The following is a 20859-nucleotide window of genomic DNA, read 5'->3' as shown; positions in this document are numbered from 1 at the left end:
CAATAAAATCGATGTACATTTGCATCGATATCATCGCGAAAGATTAAGTGTAACATGAAAATTTGTGCTGTGAGCGCAAAAAAACCTCACCTTAAGATGAGGGAATTAAATGACTATATAACACAGATAAATAGCCAATAAAATAAAGGATTTATCCGCTGATTTTTTTCTCTTGCTTGCACTTTTATGCTGTTTTAGGCATAAAATATTTTTAAGCGTGGCTAGATATAGTCAATTTAATATAATTTCGATACAAGGAAACCGAGTGCAAGTTATACATTAGTATGCTTAGCGAGGATGACGATGTAGCGGATTTATATAGACTTGACTATATAGTCGATTCAATTTAAAAATGGTACAAGGCAGCTGAATGTAGATGTATATTAAACACCTCAAGCGAGGTTAACGCAGTAATACTTTTATAGTGGAGTGACTATTATAGTGAAGTGATTATAAGAACGCCGGCAGGAACGTTTCACTAATCATTATTTTACGACCATGCCAGTCATAACGGGTTTGTCGTTGCCAACCGTCACTGGTATGACTGATAAAACGCTCATTTGGCAAGGTACGGCGACGCTTAAATAGCACGTAGCCAATAGGTGTGTTCTTCAAATGCTGAAGACGACGAGACTGACCCTTCAAACTGTTTAAAGGAAAGATACTCTGTGCTTGCACCCATGGCATGTCATCATTGCCATATAGCTGCACTTCCCGTATCCATGCCAGCATTGGACGATTTAGCATCATGCCTCGTACACCCAACTGTTTTTTTTGACCTAAAGTCAGCAAACGATAGCCTTCAAAGCTGCGTTTTACGCGCAGCGGCTGCCCTGCCTTCTCTTCTAATATCGCAGTGAGAGAACCTTCAGCATTGAGCCAAGGTATGAGTTCAGTAGGAGGTAGATCATTGGTAGAACTAAAAGAATTGCTGGTCATAGTTTATGGCTAGTATTTTTTAGAGAGTATTTAACAGTTAAAAGGTACATACGAATAAAAGCAAAGTTAGTCACAGCTGACTACCGTTATAAATTACTGCTATGAGTCAATGCCTTTTAATGCAGGCATATTGTCTGCGTTAAAAGGCAAAGCTTCGAATGCCTGCTGACGATACTGCGCCATATGCAGCCGATCTCTAGCACAAAAATCACCAATCGCTGGTACAAAACGCGGATCATAAATACGGTGGATAGAATGCGTCGTCGTTGGAATAAAGCCACGTACCAGCTTATGCTCGCCTTGCGTACCCGGATCAAAGGATAACAACCCTTGCTCAATAGCAAACTCAATACCTTGATAATAGCACAGCTCAAAATGCAAGCTGTCATATTCACCTAGCGCGCCCCAGTAACGACCATATAAGGTGGCATTATTATTATCAACATCAGCCTTGTCACCATCAACATTGTCGCTATCAGGTCTGTCATATAAGAACAAACTACTCGCGATAATCTCACCACTGGCATCAAGTGCTTGCGCAAGCATTATATGCTCAGGCATGCTCGCTGCCAAAGCCATAAAAAAGTCTATCGTCAAATAAGGTTGCTGTCCGCGTACTGCATAGGTCATCACATAACAATGATAAAAGGCCTTCCAGTCTGCGTCGCTAATAGCATCGCCGCATTTTCGCTGGCAAATAATGCCTTGCTCAGAAACTTTACGGCGCTCAGCCCGAATGGTTTTGCGTTTTTTGGCTTTTAAGGTCATCAAAAACGCATCAAAATCTGCAAATGGCTTACGGTCATTCAGTAAGTCTTTATTTTGCCATAAGAACTGGCAACCTTGACGCTCAAATATCGGTAGCTCAATAGCAGCTGACTCTACGCCGCTTTCTTGAGCTGCTATCGCAAGCTCTACATCAATTTCAGTTGGCATAGATGTAGTGGCAATAGAGGCAAGCTCAGGTGTCACAAATAGCCCATGCCAGCTTGAGGCGCCCACTTGTTGAGCGATATCATCGATACCTGCGATGGCTGTTTTGAGGATATCTTCATTTAATATTTCACCTTTTGCCAACCAAATCCTTTGACCAGTAATCGGTGTATATGGTGCGCTAGTGACCAATCGCGGATAATAATCAACACCATAGCGTGCATAAGCTTCAGCCCATGCATGATCAAATACAAACTCACCACGATGATGGCCTTTTATAAATACTGGCATGACGGCCACAGGCTGCAATGTATTTTCTGCCGCGCTATCTACTAAGGTATCGGTGTTACCTTCACTATCGGCACTGTTAGTAGCATCAGCGACACGATGTACCAAAATAAATATTGGTAGCCACCCTGCCTGCTCACCAATTGCTCCGGTGTCAGTCAACGCTTGCCAAAAAGCAAATGACATAAAAGGGGTATCTGGCGTCTGCCACTCTGTTTGGCTCTGCCAGCTGGTATCATTAATCAGCGCATACTCTAAACTCATATTCACCGTCACTATTATAATCGCGATATATTTATCGATAACCAATCTATTGATGACCTAGACTAGCAAATTTTTACGTCATTGCTGTCACAATTTGCAAAAACTTATCTGCATCCAATAAAAAACCACCAACGATAACGCGGGTGGTTTGTAAGAATGCGCTCATGGGCAGTAAGGTCAATATAAAACGTCATGAAAAAACAGTAGTTGTATGGAAAAGATGATATCGAAGCCGATGACTGGTAGAATAAGGTTGTTATTAGCTTAGTATAATTCGAAACCATAGGATACGAGCTAAAACAGTATACTTAGTTCATGGTATACGATTGACATCCTATCGGATTTATAGTGGATTGATTATAATGTAGCGTCAGTGATTCACTTTTAGGCAGTTTTGCACCGACCGTTAACGTGTTGCCTTTAAATGCTTTTTTCATGAATATTATTAAAAGAAAATGTCTGACCTGTCTTAAAAATTTCTAAGAAGCTACATATGAAGTACTTGTTCTAACCATATCATGGATTATTGCATAGTATCATTGACGCATATTCAACACTATATTTGAGCTTTATTATTAACTACAGCCTAAAGGAAGATCTAACTAAAATGTCAAAAATTATTTATACAAAAACTGACGAAGCCCCAGCGCTGGCGACTCTGTCGTTCTTACCTATTGTCGAAGCATTCACAAAAACAGCAGGCGTTGAAGTTGAAACCAGCGATATCTCTGTTGCAGCGCGTATATTGGCTGAATTCCCTGAATACTTGACCGAAGAGCAACGTGTTCCGGACAACTTAGCTGAGCTAGGTCGTCTGACTCAAGATCCAAACACCAATATCATCAAACTGCCAAACATCAGTGCTTCTGTACAGCAGTTGAAAGCCGCTATCAAAGAGCTACAGAGCAAAGGCTATGCCATCCCTAACTTCCCAGAAGATCCACAAACTGACGAAGAAAAAGAGCTACGCAAGCGCTATGGCAAAAGCTTAGGCAGTTCAGTGAACCCAGTACTGCGTGAAGGTAACTCAGATCGCCGCGCTCCTAAAGCAGTTAAAAACTATGCACGCAAGCACCCACACTCTATGGGTGAATGGAAGCAATGGTCAAGCACGCACGTATCACACATGCATGGCGGCGACTTCTACGATGGCGAGCAATCTATGACATTAGATAAAGCTCGTACAGTACGTATGGAGTTGTTACTTGATGATGGTACTCAAAAAGTACTAAAGCCTAAAATTGCTTTGCTTGATAAAGAAGTCATCGACCTGATGGTCATGAGCAAAAAAGCACTATTAGAGTTTTATGAGCGTGAAATGGAAGATTGCCGCGAAGCTGGTATCTTGTTCTCATTGCACGTAAAAGCGACTATGATGAAGGTCTCGCATCCTATCGTTTTTGGTCATGCAGTTAGAATCTACTATAAAGAAGCTTTCGAGAAACATGGCGCTTTCTTTGATGAGCTAGGTATCAACGTCAACAACGGTATGGCAGATCTATACGACAAGATCTCAACGCTACCAGCTTCAAAGCGTGAAGAAATTGAGCGTGATTTACATGCGTGTCAAGAGCATCGCCCACGTCTGGCAATGGTTGACTCTTCAAAAGGTATCACCAACTTCCATTCTCCAAGTGATGTAATCGTTGATGCTTCTATGCCAGCGATGATTCGTTCAGGCGGTAAAATGTGGGGCGCTGATGGCAAAATGTATGACTGTAAAGCCGTCATGCCAGAGTCTACCTTTGCGCGTATTTACCAAGAAATGATCAACTTCTGCAAATGGCATGGTAACTTTGATCCAAAAACGATGGGCACCGTTCCTAACGTTGGCCTAATGGCTCAAAAAGCTGAAGAATACGGCTCGCATGACAAGACTTTTGAGTCTAGCGATGCTGGTATTGCACGTATCGTCGATATTGATACGGATGAAGTGCTACTCGAAAAACGTGTTGAGAAAGGTGATATCTGGCGCATGTGTCAGGTCAAAGATGAGCCTATCCAAGACTGGGTAAAACTTGCCGTACGCCGTGCTCGTGAATCAGATACGCCTGTAATCTTCTGGTTAGACCCATACCGTCCACATGAAAACGAGCTAATCAAAAAAGTCAGAACGTATCTAAAAGATCATGATACTACTGGCTTACATATCGAGATTATGTCTCAGGTTCGTGCGATGCGTTATACGCTAGAGCGCGTTGCTCGTGGTCTAGATACTATCTCTGCGACCGGTAACATCTTACGCGATTACCTAACTGACTTGTTCCCTATCCTAGAGCTAGGTACCAGTGCCAAGATGCTATCAGTTGTACCATTAATGAAAGGCGGCGGTTTATTTGAAACTGGCGCTGGTGGTTCTGCACCGAAGCACGTTGAGCAGCTGACAGAAGAAAACCATCTACGTTGGGATTCACTTGGTGAGTTCTTGGCATTGACGGTATCTTTGGAGCATCTAGCAAACAACGACAACAATGCTAAAGCTCAAATCTTGGCAGATACGCTAGATACAGCAACAGAGAAATTGCTACTAAACGATAAATCACCATCACGCAAAACTGGCGAGCTCGACAACCGTGGTAGCCATTTCTATCTAGCGATGTACTGGGCAGAAGAGCTTGCAGCGCAAGATAAAGATAGCGAGCTAAAAGCGCAATTTACACCATTCGCGCAAAAGCTAAAAGAGAACGAAGAAGCCATCGTTAAAGAACTTAATCAAGCTCAAGGCAAGCCAGTAGATATCAAAGGCTACTACTATGCTGATGAAGAATTGGCTAAGAAAGCAATGCGTCCAAGCGCTCTGTTTAACGAGACTTTGGCATCGCTATAATTTTAAGCGATTGCTCTTAAACCATTAAGCCTAATCGCTTTTGGGTTTTATACTCAGAAGCGATTGGATGAGTTTAAGTTTTAGTAAAAAAACACCTCAACCGTCTTAGAACGTTGGGGTGTTTTTTTGTGTGCTGTCTAAAGGCTCTATAAAGAGTGAAATAAAAAAAGCCACCTGTATAATCAGGTGGCTTTTAATAAACAGTAATAAAATAGAATGCTTAGAGTTTAAGTAGTTTTAGGCTTCCATATGCTTAATAATCGCCTTACCAAACTCCGAAGTACTCAGTAAGGTAGCATCTGGCATCAGACGCTCAAAATCATACGTGACTGTTTTATTGGCAATCGCACCTTGGATACCGCTGATGACAAGATCAGCTGCTTCCGTCCAGCCCATATCACGAAGCATCATCTCAGCAGACAATATGAGTGAGCCTGGGTTTACTTTATTCTGACCAGCGTACTTAGGTGCAGTACCGTGCGTCGCTTCATAAACAGCGATCGCGCCGCCTTTATTTGCACCAGGTGCGATACCAATACCGCCTACTTCAGCCGCCAAGGCATCAGAGATATAGTCACCGTTTAGATTGAGTGTCGCCACTACAGAGTAATCTGCAGGACGCATCAAAATCTGCTGCAAAAACGCATCAGCGATGACGTCTTTAATAATAATGTCATTACCCGTTTTTGGATTTTTCATGGTCATCCATGGACCGCCATCTAATAACTCTGCACCAAAACGCTCTGCCGCCAGCTCATAACCCCAATCCTTAAACGCACCTTCAGTGAACTTCATGATATTACCTTTGTGCACTAGGGTCACATTTGGCAGATCATTATCGATGGCATGCTGAATCGCTTTACGTACGAGGCGCTGTGAGCCTTCTTTTGAGACAGGCTTGATACCGATGCCGCAGTCTTCAGGGAAGCGAATACTGGTCACACCCATCTCATCTCTCAAGAAATTGATAACTTTTTTGGCATCATCACTGCCCGCTTTCCACTCGATACCCGTGTAGATGTCTTCTGTATTTTCACGGAAGATAACCATATCCGTTAGCTCTGGATGCTGTACTGGACTTGGCACGCCTTCGAACCAACGTACTGGGCGTTGACAGACATACAGGTCAAGGTTTTGGCGCACTGCGACGTTTAACGAACTAAAGCCACCACCTACTGGTGTGGTCAATGGACCCTTGATACTAATGACGTAGTCTTTTAGAATCTCTAGCGTCTCGCTTGGCAAATAGTCGCCGTCATATACTTTCGCTGCCTTTTCACCAAGATAAGTCTCCATCCAAATGATAGACTTCTTGCCGTGATACGCTTTATCAACTGCAGCATTGACTACTTTTATCATGACAGGCGTGATATCTACACCGATTCCATCACCTTCCACAAACGGAATGATCGGATGGTTGGGAACATTTAATGTTAAATCTGCGTTTACGGTCACTTTTTCGCCGTCTCTTGGCACGATAACCTTATCATATGACATCGATGATACTCCTTGGTTGTATGTTGGACGTCGCAAGCGAACTAGACACTTTGTTATGCTAACCGTTTTATTATAGTTGTAACGCTCTGGGCGCTTATCGGTTAAGCAAAGCTTTGATGAATACGACACTTGCGGCATTGATTTAAACAATGTTAAAAATAGCTCGAAGCTAAAAAATTAAAATAAAGACCCAAACAATAATTATCGCTTGCAGCTAGTAGATATTTCTCTATTAAAAATATAAATACCACTATCAGAATGCGGATTTAGGATAACAGCAAATTTATACAAGCGCTGTCCTACTTTTGTAGCAGGTCACGTAGCATACAGCACGTTAAATATATCGCCTTTAGTCTTGCCGCTTAATACTAGCTCTGCATCACAAAACATACGCTACAATGATTCATTGTACATCAAAAACTAGGAAACACCTTTTTATGTCTACTTCTAGTCTCATCTTATTCAATAAGCCTTACGGCGTGCAAAGTCAGTTTAGAGATGACAGTAATAACGATCACACCACCCTATCGCAATACTTTACTGACAAGGCTTTACGAGTTGCTGGTCGGTTAGATGCTACTTCAGAGGGCTTGCTGATTTTGACCGATGAAGGTCGAGTTAATAAAGCAATTACTCATCCGCCAAAAGCCAATGCAGGGCGCAAACAAGGTAAAACTTATTTAGTACAAGTAGAAGGAACGCCTACTGCTGAGCAACTCAATAAGCTTAAACGTGGCGTGGTTTTAAAAGATGGTAAAACGCTACCTGCTGAGGTCAGACACGTTAGTGAAGAAGAACTACCGATGGTACTCTGGCAGCGTAATCCACCAATACGTGAGCGTAAAAGCGTACCGGACTCATGGCTAATGCTGACAATATACGAAGGGAAAAATCGCCAAGTTAGACGTATGACAGCGCACGTCGGTTTACCTTGTCTGCGTTTAATACGTTGGTCAGTGGCAGGGTTTGAGCTGGGTGAATTAGCTGTTGGGGAGTTTGTACGTGTTCATCTAACTAGCGAACACTGTCGTCAGCTAGGTATTAGCAATTAGTTTATATGGTTTTAAGTTTATATATTGTTGATTAGTTCACACTGTTTGGCTATTTAGCCCCAAATATAAAGCTCTGACACTAATATATTACGACCTATTAAACATAGTGTCTCGAATGGGTAAGGTTTATCTGCTAACATTCAGCACGTAATTGATTATGTATAATAGGTATTATCCATTTATCGTTTGGTTTTTTCACAATAGGGATATGTCATGATTGCTTCTCGTCGTTTTCTTTCGTTGGTCACTAGCATTTCTGCGGCACTTGTATTGAGCGCCTGTCAGCCAACGACAGAGGACAACCAATCAAATCCTGCAGAAGAAACCTCACCGCCAGTGACTGATATGCCACATGCTGAGCATGACGATATGGCAGACGATACTCTAACAAATGACAGCGATAATAGTGTCATTGATGAGTCTCAAATGAGCGATATGCTCAGAGACTATACGAGATCGATGACTAGAATGCATGATGAGATGATGATTGGTATGGGTTATAACGATCCTGATACCGCTTTCGCTAAAGGCATGTTGGGACATCATCGCGGCGCGGTAGAGATGGCAAAAATAGAGCTCAAGTATGGTACTGATGAAGCGATGCGCCAACTTGCTCAAGATGTCATTACGGCCCAGCAAGCTGAAATCGATGTATTAAACAAGTGGTTGGCTAGCCATCCTGATGCTGCCAAACCTAAGCCAAATACTGTGGCAATGCAGCAAGCATATGCTAAAAACATGGAAAATATGCATGGCGAAATGACTTTGGGTGTGGCTGATCCCGTGCCTGATATGGCATTTGCACGCGGTATGCTACCGCATCATATTGCCGCTGTTGATATGGCAAAAGTTCAGCTCGAATATGGGACAGATGAAGAGATGCGTCAGTTGGCGCAAGACGTCATTGATAATCAGCAAACTGAAATTGATGTGATGAAAAACTGGATTGCTGCGCTTGAGGCTGCAAGTAGCAACGAAGACGATAGCTCTGTAGATGAAAATATTGAGCCTGAAACTACCGATAATAAGAACCTAGATAGCTCAGATAATAAAGCTAAAGAGCAGTAATCTTGTACGTCACCAATCACAGATTGATTAATCACTTAGGTTGCTTGGACATATCTACAATATTAAAAGTAATTTAAAAAAACCCTCTTCTAAGCAGTACTGCTCGGAAGAGGGTTTTTTATATGGAAGGGTTTTTCGTATGGAAAGGTATTTGATATAGCATTGAGGCTATCGCTTCATAACATTAAGCCATGTCTCCCAACCTGCCTCACCTTTTAATTGCTCATTATCATTATCATTCTCTAAAGTCTTATCTCCTTTTGCTAAGCGTAGGCTTACTTTATGAGGAGGTACTGCTCCAGTCATGCCAGTTGTCTCATCTCGCGGCTTAACTTTGGTTGTCGTTTCGGGTTGAACCTGAACACACATCAGTTCATCACGACGGAATAAATAACATTCAACAGGGTGCGCTATATTAACCAAGGCGGTAAGTTGTTTCGTATCTGCTTTGATGCCGTCAATCGCGATAATAACGTCATGTGCTGAAATACCAGCTTTAGCCGCAATACTATCTCGCATCACACGATTTACCTTGAGTCCAGCTGGCGTTTCGTTACATCGCATACCCCAAGGCACATGCTTGTCAGCCGTTTCTTTAGTATTCGCCTGTATTTTGACGCCGTTTGCCACTAGCAACGCTTCAATTGGCAACTCTTCTACCCCGTTGACATAACGGCGCTCAAAATCTTCCCATTCTGCTAGCGGCATAAACTGCTCAATGACGGAGCCCATATCGGCACTACTGATACCAATTCGCTTACTGTCGTTCTGCTTAGCTTGAGTATAAAAAGCTTTGACCACATCAAATAAACGATAACGACCGTCGCTATTTTTGAGTAAGATTAGATCCAGACATAGAGCTACCAACGCGCCCTTATTATAGTAGCTTATACCCGCATTGCCTGTATTTTCATCGGTACGATACAGCTTAATCCAAGCATCAAAGCTCGACTCTGCAACGCTTTGATTGCCACGCCCTGGGGTTTGATAGTAGCGATTGATTTGCTCGGCTAGCAGTCGCAGATAATTGGCTTTATCAATCACACCTGACGCTTGCAACATAAAATCATCGATATAAGACGTAAACCCTTCGAATACCCAAAGTAATGGCGTAAATGCCTCACGTCGTAAATCGACATCGATCATGACATCAGGACGTACCGTCTTCACCCACCATGAGTGAAAATACTCATGACTACATAATCCTAAAAATCGCTGATAATCTGTACTTGGTAACTTTGGCTCATTGGTGCTGGGTAAGTCATTGCGCGGGGTGATAAGGCTAGTAGAGTTGATATGCTCAAGCCCACCATAGTCTTGACCACTGGCAAAGGTCATAAAAGTATAATCGTCAAACGGCGCATCGCCTAACCAATCTACGTAGGTCTGACAAATCTGAGTAATATCCTGCTGCAATCGACCTAGGTTAGCATTCTGCTTACCTGACAGGTAAAAGCTATGATGTAGCGTCTGATGCTCATTATCATGAATAATAAAATCAAACTTTTCTTGCTCCGCGATTTCGAATGGGTAATCAATCAGCTCGTGATAATTAGCTGCCTGTAACTTATAAATGTGCTGACTATTCGCTTGCTGACTGCCTTTTTGCTGCTGATCAAAATGCAGGTGCGTAGCGTCCAAACCACAGGCTAACAGTACTCTGCTACTTTCTTTGTCTACAAAAAATGTCTCAGGAACGATTAAGCTAACTTGGGCAGGTGCTTGCTCTTGCCCTTCGATGGCGAGCGCAAGTGAAGTGAAATTGCCATAAAGTCGTTGCTGATCGACATAGGCTGTACGTACAGACAAGTCATAGCAATAGACTTCGTACTCGACGATGACCGTCTGCCCTGCTTGCACAGTTGGCAGCTGCCATGTATTTTTGTCAATTTTTTGCGCGCGATAAGTTTCTGGTTGCTTGTTACTATCCGCTGTTTGAGCCTCTACTATTTGATAATGTACCGCAGTGATGTTTCGAGCAAACTCGCGCATTAGATAACTGCCTGGTATCCACGCTGGTAACCAAAGCTGCGGAGCGTCGGATACTGCTGTAAAACTCAGTGATACATCGACCAAATGTTCAAAGAAACGGGCAAAATCAAATTGATAGCTTATATCAACTATCGTTTTAGCCTTAGTAGCATCGTGATTGGTTGAAACATTGCTCGTTAGTTGTTTAGTAGTGGTATTGGTAAATGCAGTCATCGTGTCTCTCATCCTTATTTTTATAATTATGCTAGAAGTCCTGCTCTAAAAAAGCAACTTCTAAACCATGAATAGCCAATAGCTATGCATTAACTATAGAAAATAGCAGTTATTATTGTAAATTGTGGCATTAATTGGCATTTTTTATGTTTTTTGCCTTGAAAGTTATGTGGGCCATCTCAATTAAAGATGCTAACTGCTAAAGTTACTTTAATAAACTGATGATAATTGACTAATGACGTGGCCTTTTGGCTTGCAGATTGGCTCTTTTAGGTTTATTGCAACCGTATTTAATTTTTTACATAGATATATTTAGGATATTTTATGACTACTATCGCAAAAGACACTGCCGTCAAATTCAATTACACACTAAAAGACGACGAAGGCAATATCCTTGACCAGTCACCAGAAGGTCAGCCACTTGCTTATCTACATGGTCACAGCAACATTATCCCAGGCCTAGAATCACAATTAGAAGGTAAGTCTGCTGGCGAAAAAGTTAATGCAGTCGTTGAACCTGCTGATGGCTACGGCGAATACCAAGAGCAAGCAGTACAGCACGTACCACGTGACAACTTCCAAGGCGTTGATGACATTCAGCCTGGTATGCAGTTCCAGTCAGAAGCTGGCGGCCAAGTAATGTTGGTTACCGTAACTGCTGTAAACGATCAAGAAGTTACTGTTGATGCAAACCATCCATTGGCTGGCAAGCGTTTGACATTTGATGTTGAAATCCAAGAAGTACGTGCAGCAACTGAAGACGAACTAAACCATGGCCATGTACATGGTGCAGGTGGCGTTGAGCACTAATCTCTTCTAGAGTGCAGTGAAAATAGTTAGATGATAAGTTATTAAATTTATCATCTAATCTAAAAGGCCAGTAGCCGATCAGGTTACTGGCCTTTTTTTATGTTTATCTCATGGTAAGTTTTGAATTAATGTCGATGTGGTCATCTATGAACTAAGTGCTAATTCCGTATACAGTGCTTCTCAACTTAAATACTATCTACTTAGAAAATCCGTCACAAAAATTACTAGTCTCCAGACGTAACAAAGCCGCATAACGACAAGCGTCATGCGGCTTTTATTACCAACCATCCATGTTAGCGTTACGTGATACCTAATCCCGGGGTATCTCATAACTGACAGGCATCCAGCCTTATCATCCTTAATCAGCAAACTACTTATCCCTAGTGCGACCTTTAAGATACCAATCCCTAGTATCAATGAACCGTTTCGTTCAATCGTGCCGTACAGTTATAGTCGCAGATTGACCCTTCGTTGGTAAGAGGTCTAAACGTCAATCTATGTAAGCATATGCTTACATAGATTACGTAACGCTATAATAACTTCACATTATAGCTTCTCTTCAGGGCTAAGCATTGTCTTAGGTTCCGCGCTGAGCATCAGGTAAGCTGCCTCATTGATAAACGCTTCATCCTCTGGTAACTCTGGACGCTCAGCGGCTTTCATGCGGCTACGTTCTTCAAATTTTGCGTCCATCGCTGCTTGATAAGTATTCCAGTTAGAGTACGGACGCTCACCAGTTGCGATAAGGCGCTTGTTTTCTGCTTCTAATGAGCGTTTTTCAATTAGCTGCATTTTAGCTCGGCGGCTATTGATATCTAAACGAACAGGTTTCTTTTCATCATCCATGTTACGAATATCATTTAGCGTCGACAGATAAGTAAATTGCGGGTCTTTTTGTTGGCGAATCTTAGACTGCTGATTGAGCGTCGCCAACGTGTCACTGGTAAACTTCCCTTCAGGCTTATACGGCGCCGTTCTGATAGTGTCCCAAGGCAATGCTTTTTTCTGAGCGCGCTCGCCAAAGGTTGCATCGTCATAGATATTGACCAGCTCAACATCTGGTACGACACCTTTATTTTGCGTACTACCGCCAGTGACACGATAAAACTTACGCTGAGTTAAGGTGGCAGAGCCTAAAGCTAAGCTATCGAGCTGAATCTGCGCAGAGCCTTTACCAGTCGTCGTACTACCAACTACTAATCCGCGACCATAGTCTTGAATAGCAGCGGCAAAGATTTCACTGGCTGAGGCCGATGCTAAGTTGGTAATGACCGCCATCTTGCCATCATACAGCTGCTCGCCACCATCGTTGTCACGGTATACTTGAATATTGCCGCGATTATCACGAATCTGTACCAGTGGTCCACTCTTGATAAAGAAACCTAACATCTTAGCAACTTCATCTAATGAGCCACCAGGATTATTGCGCAAATCAACCACTAGGCCATCGATATTTTGTTTATTCAACTCTTTTAGCGCTTTTTCAGTATCGATACTGACGCTACGATAGTCTTCACCATTGCGACGTGCACGATAGTTTAAATAAAAGCTTGGTATCTCAAGTACGCCAATACGCTTTGGTGTCTTATCAATATTAGGACGCTGCACTTCTACCACTCGCTGAGTGACGCCAGATTCTTCTTGCTGGATAATATCACGTACCACCGTGACCGTACGGGCGCTAGCATCTGGGGTATTAGGTTGACGTAGTTTCAGTGTGACCGATGTACCGCGTTTTCCGCGAATCAAGCTGACAATTTCACGCGTTGACCAGCCAACCACGTCCGTCATGGTTTCGCCATCTTTTGCGATACCAACGATCAAGTCATTGGGCTTGATTTGACCCGACTTGGCGGCTGGACCACCATCGACCAAAGTCACAATACGAGTATAGTCCGGATTTTTGCGATCTGGACGAATAGAGACACCTATGCCTTCCAACTGAAGACTAGACTGGATTTGCAGTTCTGTCGCCTGAATCGGTGCATAGTAATTACTGTGCGGATCATAAGTGAGCATCGCTGTATTTAAGATGGTCTCCATTATTTCATCATCTTTGAGACGCTTAAACTGCTCTTGTTGACGCGACAAACGATTTTGCAAAATCTCATTTGGCGTACGCTCATCGTTACGTACCAAGTCTTGCCCGCGAGTAATATCCGGATTGCTTAAAAATACTTTCTCTTTGGCTTTTTCGTCTTCTTGGCCGAGCGTAATGCTCATCAACTGAAACTTTAACTGACGTTCCCAGTAGTCGCGCTGCTCTTTTTTGGTTTTAAAATGGCCAAGTTTTTCACGATCAAGAATGATTGTGTCATTACCTGTCAAATCAATGTCTGTTTTGAGCATTTTGGTGGCCATCGCAAAGTACTCGTTTGAGCGTTTGCGATACCGATCAAACACCTCTACCCCTGCAGATAGATCACCTTGCTTTAGGCGAGCGCCAAAATCTTCAGCGTGTTTTTTCTTCAGCTCATCGACATCAGATTGCAAAAACAACGTGTGGTTTGGGTCAAGGCTATCGATATACATTGATAGGATTTCGCTACCAGTCTTGCTATCTAAAGGCTGATTAAGATAATGACTCCGATCCAGCAAGGCGGCTACTTGACGGGTGGTGACTTTTTGCTCAGGGGTCTGAACGAAACTTCCCGTGTTGGTCTCGGCGACTGCAGTACCGTAGCTTTGGGTCAAGATAATACCGGCGATGCCCACTGACGCTGCACTGAGTAACCACTGTGCTGGTTGTTTTTTCATCATATGTACCTAGTTATTTGAAGTTAATAGTATTGGGTAATTCATCAGAATTAGAAATGCTCGAATCTGTTATGACCTATAAATACTGTGTTTTTATTCTTATACTTTATGCATCATTAAATACTGATATATAGTCAAAAATCAATCAATATTATCATGCGCATAAATACTGAACTGTCTCAAACTGTATAAGCAATCTTACACGCTACGTCTGTACATACCAAACTTTCTATCACTTTTATCATACATAGCAATTGAGGGCTATCAACATCGATTTGATGACTGAATCTAATGGCTATTAGCAAATTGATTTGACCAAAAAAATCTGCCACATTATGCTCAGTTAATAATAGCTGTCATAATAAGGTATCTGAACAATGACTGATAAGCGATAAGATAGCCATAGATAGATCATCAGTCACCCTCATAATATAACCATATATAAAATAATAAGGAACACGCGATGTACGGCGTTTTAATGATAGATATCGATAGTACCGCTTTGACCGCTGAAGATGTCAGCTTGATTAAACAAGCACAGGTCGGCGGAGTAATATTGTTTGGTCGTAACGTCATAGATGCGGCCCAAGTCAGAGCACTATGCGACGATATACGTTATCACAATCAAGACATACTTATCGGTGTGGACCAAGAGGGTGGACGAGTCGCGAGGCTACGTGAAGGATTCACGCCCCTACCTGCTATGGGTCGATTGGGTGAGCTATTCAATCAAGACCCGAGCCAAGCACTCAGCTGCGCCTACGATTGCGGTTATCTAATGGCGGCTGAAGTGCTGGCTGTAGGAATTGATTTGAGCTTTGCACCCGTACTGGATAGAGACGGTATTAGCCAAGTTATCGGTGATCGCAGCTTTCATCATGAGACGCAAGCCATCACTGCGCTTGCAACACAATTCATGCGCGGAATGAAAGCGGCTGGTATGGCAACCACTGGTAAACACTTCCCCGGTCATGGTGCCATCGCTCCTGACTCGCACGTATCAGAAGCCATCGATACGCGTAGCTTAGATGAAATCATCAATAGCGATATGCAACCTTTTGCTCAAACGCTACATAGTCTGGACGCTCTTATGCCAGCACATGTGATATTTTCGCAAGTAGACGACAAGCCAGCAGGATTCTCCAAAATTTGGCTACAAGATATCATTCGAGATGAGCTTAAATTTGATGGGGTATTATTCTCTGATGATTTATCGATGGCAGGTGCAAAGGCGGCTGGTGATGTCAGTGCTCGCGTAAAAGCGGCCATTGATGCCGGTTGTGATATTGCCCTCGTATGCAACGACCGTGTGGCTGCTCATGAGGCAGCTAAAGCTGCGCAAGATCTGCCTTACCCTAACCAGCAACGTATCAAAACCATGCGTGGCAACATCCCAACATGGCAAGGCGACCTTGAATCTACCTGCCAGCAGTTTGAATACTGGCAGCAAGCCAAGCAAAATGTTACTCAGACTTTTTTTGATGCGCAAGCTGATGGTCAGACTGCTAAAGAATCGACAGATCCTACTCTGTATAAATAATAGCTTACTTAACTATCATCGAGCAGCATGCAAAAAACCGCACCTTTATAAGATGCGGTTTTTGTCATTTGGCTACTATAATCAAAATAAGAACAAATAGATTAATTGGTTGGGTCTACCGCAGTATCTTGGGTAGCATCATCGCCATCTGGTAACAAATCATCATTGTTACTATCTAATGGGTTCATATCTGGATCTAGCGAATCACTGTTTATCATCATGCCATCATTGGCGCTGACCACTTCGTCATTGACCATAAATTCGATACGGCGATTGCGGAAGCGACCTTGTTCGGTTGAATTGTCCGCGATTGGTTCTGATTCGCCCATGCCTTTGGTCGTTAGTTTACTGGCATCAACCCCTTTAGATACTAGATACGCTTTCACTGACTCAGCACGCTCCTGAGACAGCTCCATATTATAGGTATCAGAGGCTTGACTGTCTGTATGACCGACGATCATCAGCTTCATATCAGGTACGTTATTGATGATTTCTGCAGCACGGTCTAACAGCGCTTTATTGACTTCAGGTATAACCGCTTCATCTACTTGGAAGTTAATCACCTGAATACTTAAAGCGCGAGCAACATCACGTGGATCTGGGTTATCGCCCAGATTGGTCATCGCCACATCTGCAGCAGCCAGACTATCGTCAATCTCGCCTTGTAGGTCTAATGGACCTTCAGCTTGAACCGTCATGGCAGGAGCAGCTGCTTGTAAATCAGCAACTAACTTGTCCAATGCAGCTTTATCAGGAGCATTAACAGTAATGTTATCGCCTTTGATAATCATGCTCGCATTCGGTACATTTTTGATAATTGGTAATATCGTTGCCAGTTGAGCGGATGCTGGCATATCTACTGCAAAATTATCATCAACGTCAGCACGGCATTTATTTGCTTCATCACCAAATGCACCAGTCAAAGCATTCATAACATTGGTTTGTAACGTCTCATCACCTACGCTCATACGACAAGCATACAGCTCGCTATTTTCACCAGTTGCGATACTCAGTGATGCAGGCTCAATCGCGCCTGCAACCGCTAGTGCCTCATTGCCTTGTGCCCCTTGCTGCACTGTAGCCGCTGGCGTTGCTACAGGTTCAGGGTTTTCTTGACAGCCTCTGAGTAGTGCCCAAGCCAATGCACCTAGGATAATCAAACCAATAATGGGTAGCAGCGCTTTCATAAAGCTCTCTTTTGGCTCTTCTTCTTTTTGTAGTGGCGCTGTGCTGGTGGTATCAGAAATTGGTGTGCCAGCCGTAGTAGAAGTGGCAGCGACTGCACTAGCAGGCAAAACAGTACCCGCCCACGCAGGGATATGATGCTGATAACTGTTCAGATTGTCATTCAAAAATTGCGGAACAGGCGTAGTACCAGCTAAACTTTTGATTTCATGAAAAGCTAATGGCGCTGCCATCGCAATCAAACCACGTGAGGCCGTTGCATCGACATTATGTTTGCCTGCCAGTTCACGAGAAATTTGGTCGCGGTGTGCCCCTTCTGTCCATACACGGTCATAAAAAGCATTATCGTCACGGGCAATATTTTCATTAGCAAAGCGACTAAAAGTATCGTTGTCTGCAAGACGAGCAGCAAAAATGGCATAAAACTGTTCTAGTAGATTTTTCTTAGCTGGGCTACGGTCATCTTCCAATACGGCTGGGCTGACGGTGCGTGTCAAATGGCTAATAATATCCATAATATGGCTCTCCCCTTAATTTTTATTTATATCATTCGTTCGCTCAAAAAGCAGCTATTTCATTCTTTTGTATTAAATCATCATAGTAGTAGTCATGGTGGCGATGAATTCATCAAACTACTTTATTTGGTTTTGATTATTATAAAATTCTTAAGCTGCTATTCACAGTCTGTACGTTGTTGTGCAAATGATACAGTAAGTAATGTTTCGGTTGGCACACGTAACTGTAGCCAAGCTACATGAAAAGATAGGCCATATAAAAAGACACGCCCTATGAAACAGCGTGCCTTATAAAAACTATCTAACTTGAGCTGGTTCAGCAACGATAACCGTGTTTGCCATCTCATCCACTTCTGAAGGTGAAAAAGGGCCTGGCGGTCTGGTCGTTTGATTATTCGAAGGAAAATTGTTGGGAGTATTGCTCGCGCCATTAGTAGGCAGATTGTTGGGCGCATTATTAAAGCTATTATTGTTAGGCAAAGGAGTTGGTATCACACGATCTCCAGTATCATCATCTGATACTTGGTATTCGCCAGAGTTACTATTTAACCCATTATTATTGTATTGATTATTAATCCCCGCTCCATCATCTACAAACTGGTTATTTGCGTTTGCCATGTTGTTCGTAGCATCACCAATGTTGCTATTATCAGGCAATGGCAGTGGCGCTGTACTCTCGACTACCATTGCTGGTACTAAGCTTCGTATTTCTGTGACCAGTTTTTGCAGCAGCATATTGTCTGGCGCCTCCAGTGTAAGACGGTCATTTTGCACATGTAAACGTGCAAACGGTGTTGATCTAAGCATCGTCAATACATTGGGCAGTGTCTCCGCAGGCATATTAGCGATTGAGGTTGCTACCCCATCCTGTATGTTCAATTCACAAATACTTGCCTGCTCACCAAAGCTTGTATTGAGCGCCTGTTGCAACGTGCTTTGCAGTGCAGTATCGCCAACGGTCGCACTACAAGTGTACAAGTTTCCGCCGTTGTCTACACCGACAATAAGCTCAACAGGAGTCGTTGTTGGTACAGGAAGCACGGGTGCTGGCGGTGGTTCAACAGGTACTGTGGCTACAGGTTCTACTGGTATTTCATTATTGGGTTTCACTAATAATGCCCATGCTGCTAGTGCAAGCGCGGCTAGAGCTACTATTAACAAAAATACACGTATTAGTAGATCGTTTCGTTGATTACGAGTACGCACCTGTGCATGCTTTAAGTTACTGTTTTCTGCTAAATGGTAGGCTGCTGGATTGGCATGAATAGCATCACTATTGGCAATCTCATCGTCATCTAGGGCTTTATTACTTACGCGCTCAGCAGTTGATATTTGCTCTATACTTTCTACATCATTATTTGTTATTGGTTTGTTTATGCCAGTATCTAAAATGGAATCATCTTGCCTATCCGATATGTCGTCACTTACTGGCACATGTACTGGTACATGGTCATCATCTGAATTGAAGCTTGTTTGTATTTGCTGACTAATACCTTGAGTAGTAATCACAACTGCTGCCCAGATAGGCAAATATGGACGTAAAGCAGCCTGTTTTTCTTGTAAAAATGCTGGCAAAAACTGCCCATTGGCCAATACTTTTAGCTCACGATATGCCAATGGGGTAGCACTAATTAGTAATTGCTCAGTTGTCTGCTCATCAATGTGATGAGTGGCTGACAACTCTTGGACAATAGTCTCTTGCAGGCTTTTATCTTGCCATATTTGTTCAAATAAAGGGCTTTCATTATTAGTGCTAGTAGTTACTTGATCAGTACGCAGCAACTGTGAATAAACCTGTGGCACAGCTAGACGCGAAGCCAAAACAGCATAGAACTGCTCAAGTAAACTGACATAGGCGACATTATTGCTGTCATCATTACCTATTACAGCTGGGGTTACCGTTTGTTCTAGCTGGTCAATAATGTTCATAATCCACTGCCTCTATCAGCCTTATTTGAATGTGCAAAATTAAGCACTTATTTTATTTTTGTCCATGTCACTTGTGTATTTTGCTTCTTTGTCTAAAAGATTAATTGCAGCGCGGATGAATGAACACTACTCTCGTCTTTAACCTTGCTTTAAAAGTTTCACTTATGTTGCATGGTACACTGCTACATTATTCACTATAACCGCATAAAAAAGCATCGTTTTGTCACACAATAGGTATTCGCGTTATCGCAACTGCTGTTAGTATTAGTCTATTGCTAATCGTTAGTACTTAATACGGATCAGACGTCAAACTTACTTTTTAATCAGCCGTAACGCTTAGGCTTTGAATATTGTCATTTGTAGCTTGTCATTTGTAACATTGTCACATATCAGGCACGGCCTAAGGATTTTCCTTTGTTAAACCATACGACGCTTATTATCATTATTACCGTTATTGTCAGCTTATTGGCTTGGCAAAACAAGACGCTATTTAATCGATTGATTTTTTATCCGCCAGCAGTTAACAATGGGCAATGGGATCGCTTTGTGACCCACGGCTTTATTCATGCTGATAGTATGCATTTGCTCTTCAACATGTTTACTTTGTATTTCTTTGGGCGTGCTATCGAAGGACTATATCAGCCGTTTTTATTCGGCTACGGTTTTGTGGTTTTTTATGTGTTGGCAATTACCGTTGCCATGATTCCAAGTTACGTGAAAAATAAGAACAACGCCAGTTATTTGAGTTTAGGTGCATCAGGCGGTGTATCGGCTGTGCTATTTGCTTTTATTTTGCTAGCACCATGGGAGAGAATTTATCTCTTTGCCGTGATTCCTATTCCTGCGATACTATTTGCCGTGGCTTATATATTTTATAGTATCTATGCGGATCGACGCGGTGGTTCAAACATCAACCATATGGCTCATATGTGGGGCGGCGCATTTGGCGTTATCGCTACGATTGTTTTGGAACCAAAAGTCCTACCGCATTTTATCAATGCGTTGCTATCACCGGGATTTTAGACATTTTTACGTATAGTAAAGCTAGCA

At 42.7% G+C, this 20859-nt stretch carries 13 protein-coding genes; 6 read left to right on the top strand and 7 right to left on the bottom strand.

Features of this window, described 5'->3' with window-relative positions:
* Nucleotides 1–450 precede the first annotated feature (450 nt).
* Together JMX96_RS07700 and JMX96_RS07695 are read right to left on the bottom strand one after the other, a co-directional pair.
* Nucleotides 451–939 carry a chorismate--pyruvate lyase family protein gene (locus JMX96_RS07700; RefSeq protein WP_201568401.1) on the bottom strand — a complete coding sequence of 163 codons (489 nt, stop codon included), beginning with the start codon at nucleotides 937–939 and terminating at the stop codon, nucleotides 451–453.
* 99 nt (nucleotides 940–1038) lie between these two features.
* Nucleotides 1039–2424 carry a GNAT family N-acetyltransferase gene (locus JMX96_RS07695; RefSeq protein ID WP_201568399.1) on the bottom strand — a complete coding sequence of 462 codons (1386 nt, stop codon included), beginning with the start codon at nucleotides 2422–2424 and terminating at the stop codon, nucleotides 1039–1041.
* Between the two features lie 607 nt (nucleotides 2425–3031).
* On the opposite strand from JMX96_RS07695, the gene JMX96_RS07690 reads away from it, so the two are divergent.
* Nucleotides 3032–5251, top strand: coding sequence for an NADP-dependent isocitrate dehydrogenase (locus JMX96_RS07690; RefSeq protein WP_191114679.1), 2220 nt, complete (start codon nucleotides 3032–3034; stop codon nucleotides 5249–5251).
* Nucleotides 5252–5488: 237 nt separating this feature from the next.
* On the opposite strand, the gene icd is transcribed toward JMX96_RS07690, so the two are convergent.
* Nucleotides 5489–6748 (bottom strand): NADP-dependent isocitrate dehydrogenase, encoded by a 1260-nt coding sequence (gene icd, locus JMX96_RS07685; RefSeq protein WP_201568397.1) that lies wholly within the window; start codon nucleotides 6746–6748, stop codon nucleotides 5489–5491.
* A gap of 437 nt (nucleotides 6749–7185) precedes the next feature.
* On the opposite strand from icd, the gene JMX96_RS07680 reads away from it, so the two are divergent.
* Both JMX96_RS07680 and JMX96_RS07675 read left to right on the top strand, forming a co-directional pair.
* Nucleotides 7186–7800, top strand: coding sequence for a pseudouridine synthase (locus JMX96_RS07680; protein ID WP_201568396.1), 615 nt, complete (start codon nucleotides 7186–7188; stop codon nucleotides 7798–7800).
* Nucleotides 7801–8013: 213 nt separating this feature from the next.
* Nucleotides 8014–8868 (top strand): DUF305 domain-containing protein, encoded by an 855-nt coding sequence (locus JMX96_RS07675; RefSeq protein ID WP_201568394.1) that lies wholly within the window; start codon nucleotides 8014–8016, stop codon nucleotides 8866–8868.
* Nucleotides 8869–9036: 168 nt separating this feature from the next.
* Here the strand turns inward: JMX96_RS07675 and JMX96_RS07670 are convergent, their stop codons facing one another.
* A complete protein-coding gene (locus JMX96_RS07670) occupies nucleotides 9037–11073 on the bottom strand; it encodes a M61 family metallopeptidase (RefSeq protein ID WP_201568392.1) in 2037 nt (678 codons plus the stop codon).
* 324 nt (nucleotides 11074–11397) lie between these two features.
* Between JMX96_RS07670 and JMX96_RS07665 the strand changes: the two genes are divergently transcribed.
* Nucleotides 11398–11883, top strand: a complete 486-nt coding sequence (locus JMX96_RS07665; RefSeq protein ID WP_201568390.1) for an FKBP-type peptidyl-prolyl cis-trans isomerase — start codon at nucleotides 11398–11400, stop codon at nucleotides 11881–11883.
* 546 nt (nucleotides 11884–12429) lie between these two features.
* Here the strand turns inward: JMX96_RS07665 and JMX96_RS07660 are convergent.
* On the bottom strand, nucleotides 12430–14640 hold the full coding sequence (locus JMX96_RS07660) for a carboxy terminal-processing peptidase (protein ID WP_101205548.1): 2211 nt from the start codon (nucleotides 14638–14640) through the stop codon (nucleotides 12430–12432).
* 463 nt (nucleotides 14641–15103) lie between these two features.
* Between JMX96_RS07660 and nagZ the strand changes: the two genes are divergently transcribed.
* Nucleotides 15104–16180, top strand: coding sequence for a beta-N-acetylhexosaminidase (gene nagZ, locus JMX96_RS07655; RefSeq protein ID WP_201568388.1), 1077 nt, complete (start codon nucleotides 15104–15106; stop codon nucleotides 16178–16180).
* Nucleotides 16181–16281: 101 nt separating this feature from the next.
* On the opposite strand, the gene JMX96_RS07650 is transcribed toward nagZ, so the two are convergent.
* Complete coding sequence (locus tag JMX96_RS07650; protein ID WP_201568387.1) at nucleotides 16282–17880, bottom strand: OmpA family protein; 1599 nt, start codon at nucleotides 17878–17880, stop codon at nucleotides 16282–16284.
* Between the two features lie 297 nt (nucleotides 17881–18177).
* On the bottom strand, nucleotides 18178–19809 hold the full coding sequence (locus tag JMX96_RS07645; RefSeq protein ID WP_201568385.1) for a hypothetical protein: 1632 nt from the start codon (nucleotides 19807–19809) through the stop codon (nucleotides 18178–18180).
* Between the two features lie 414 nt (nucleotides 19810–20223).
* Here JMX96_RS07645 and JMX96_RS07640 point away from each other — a divergent pair, with 414 nt between their 5' ends.
* Nucleotides 20224–20832 carry a rhomboid family intramembrane serine protease gene (locus tag JMX96_RS07640; RefSeq protein ID WP_201568383.1) on the top strand — a complete coding sequence of 203 codons (609 nt, stop codon included), beginning with the start codon at nucleotides 20224–20226 and terminating at the stop codon, nucleotides 20830–20832.
* Nucleotides 20833–20859 lie beyond the last annotated feature (27 nt).

Origin of the sequence: Psychrobacter sp. JCM 18900, assembly GCF_904846625.1 — a bacterium.
Classification (GTDB): domain Bacteria; phylum Pseudomonadota; class Gammaproteobacteria; order Pseudomonadales; family Moraxellaceae; genus Psychrobacter.
The sequence above is the reverse complement of the archived record's forward strand: the minus strand, read 5'-3'. Positions and strand labels throughout refer to the sequence as shown.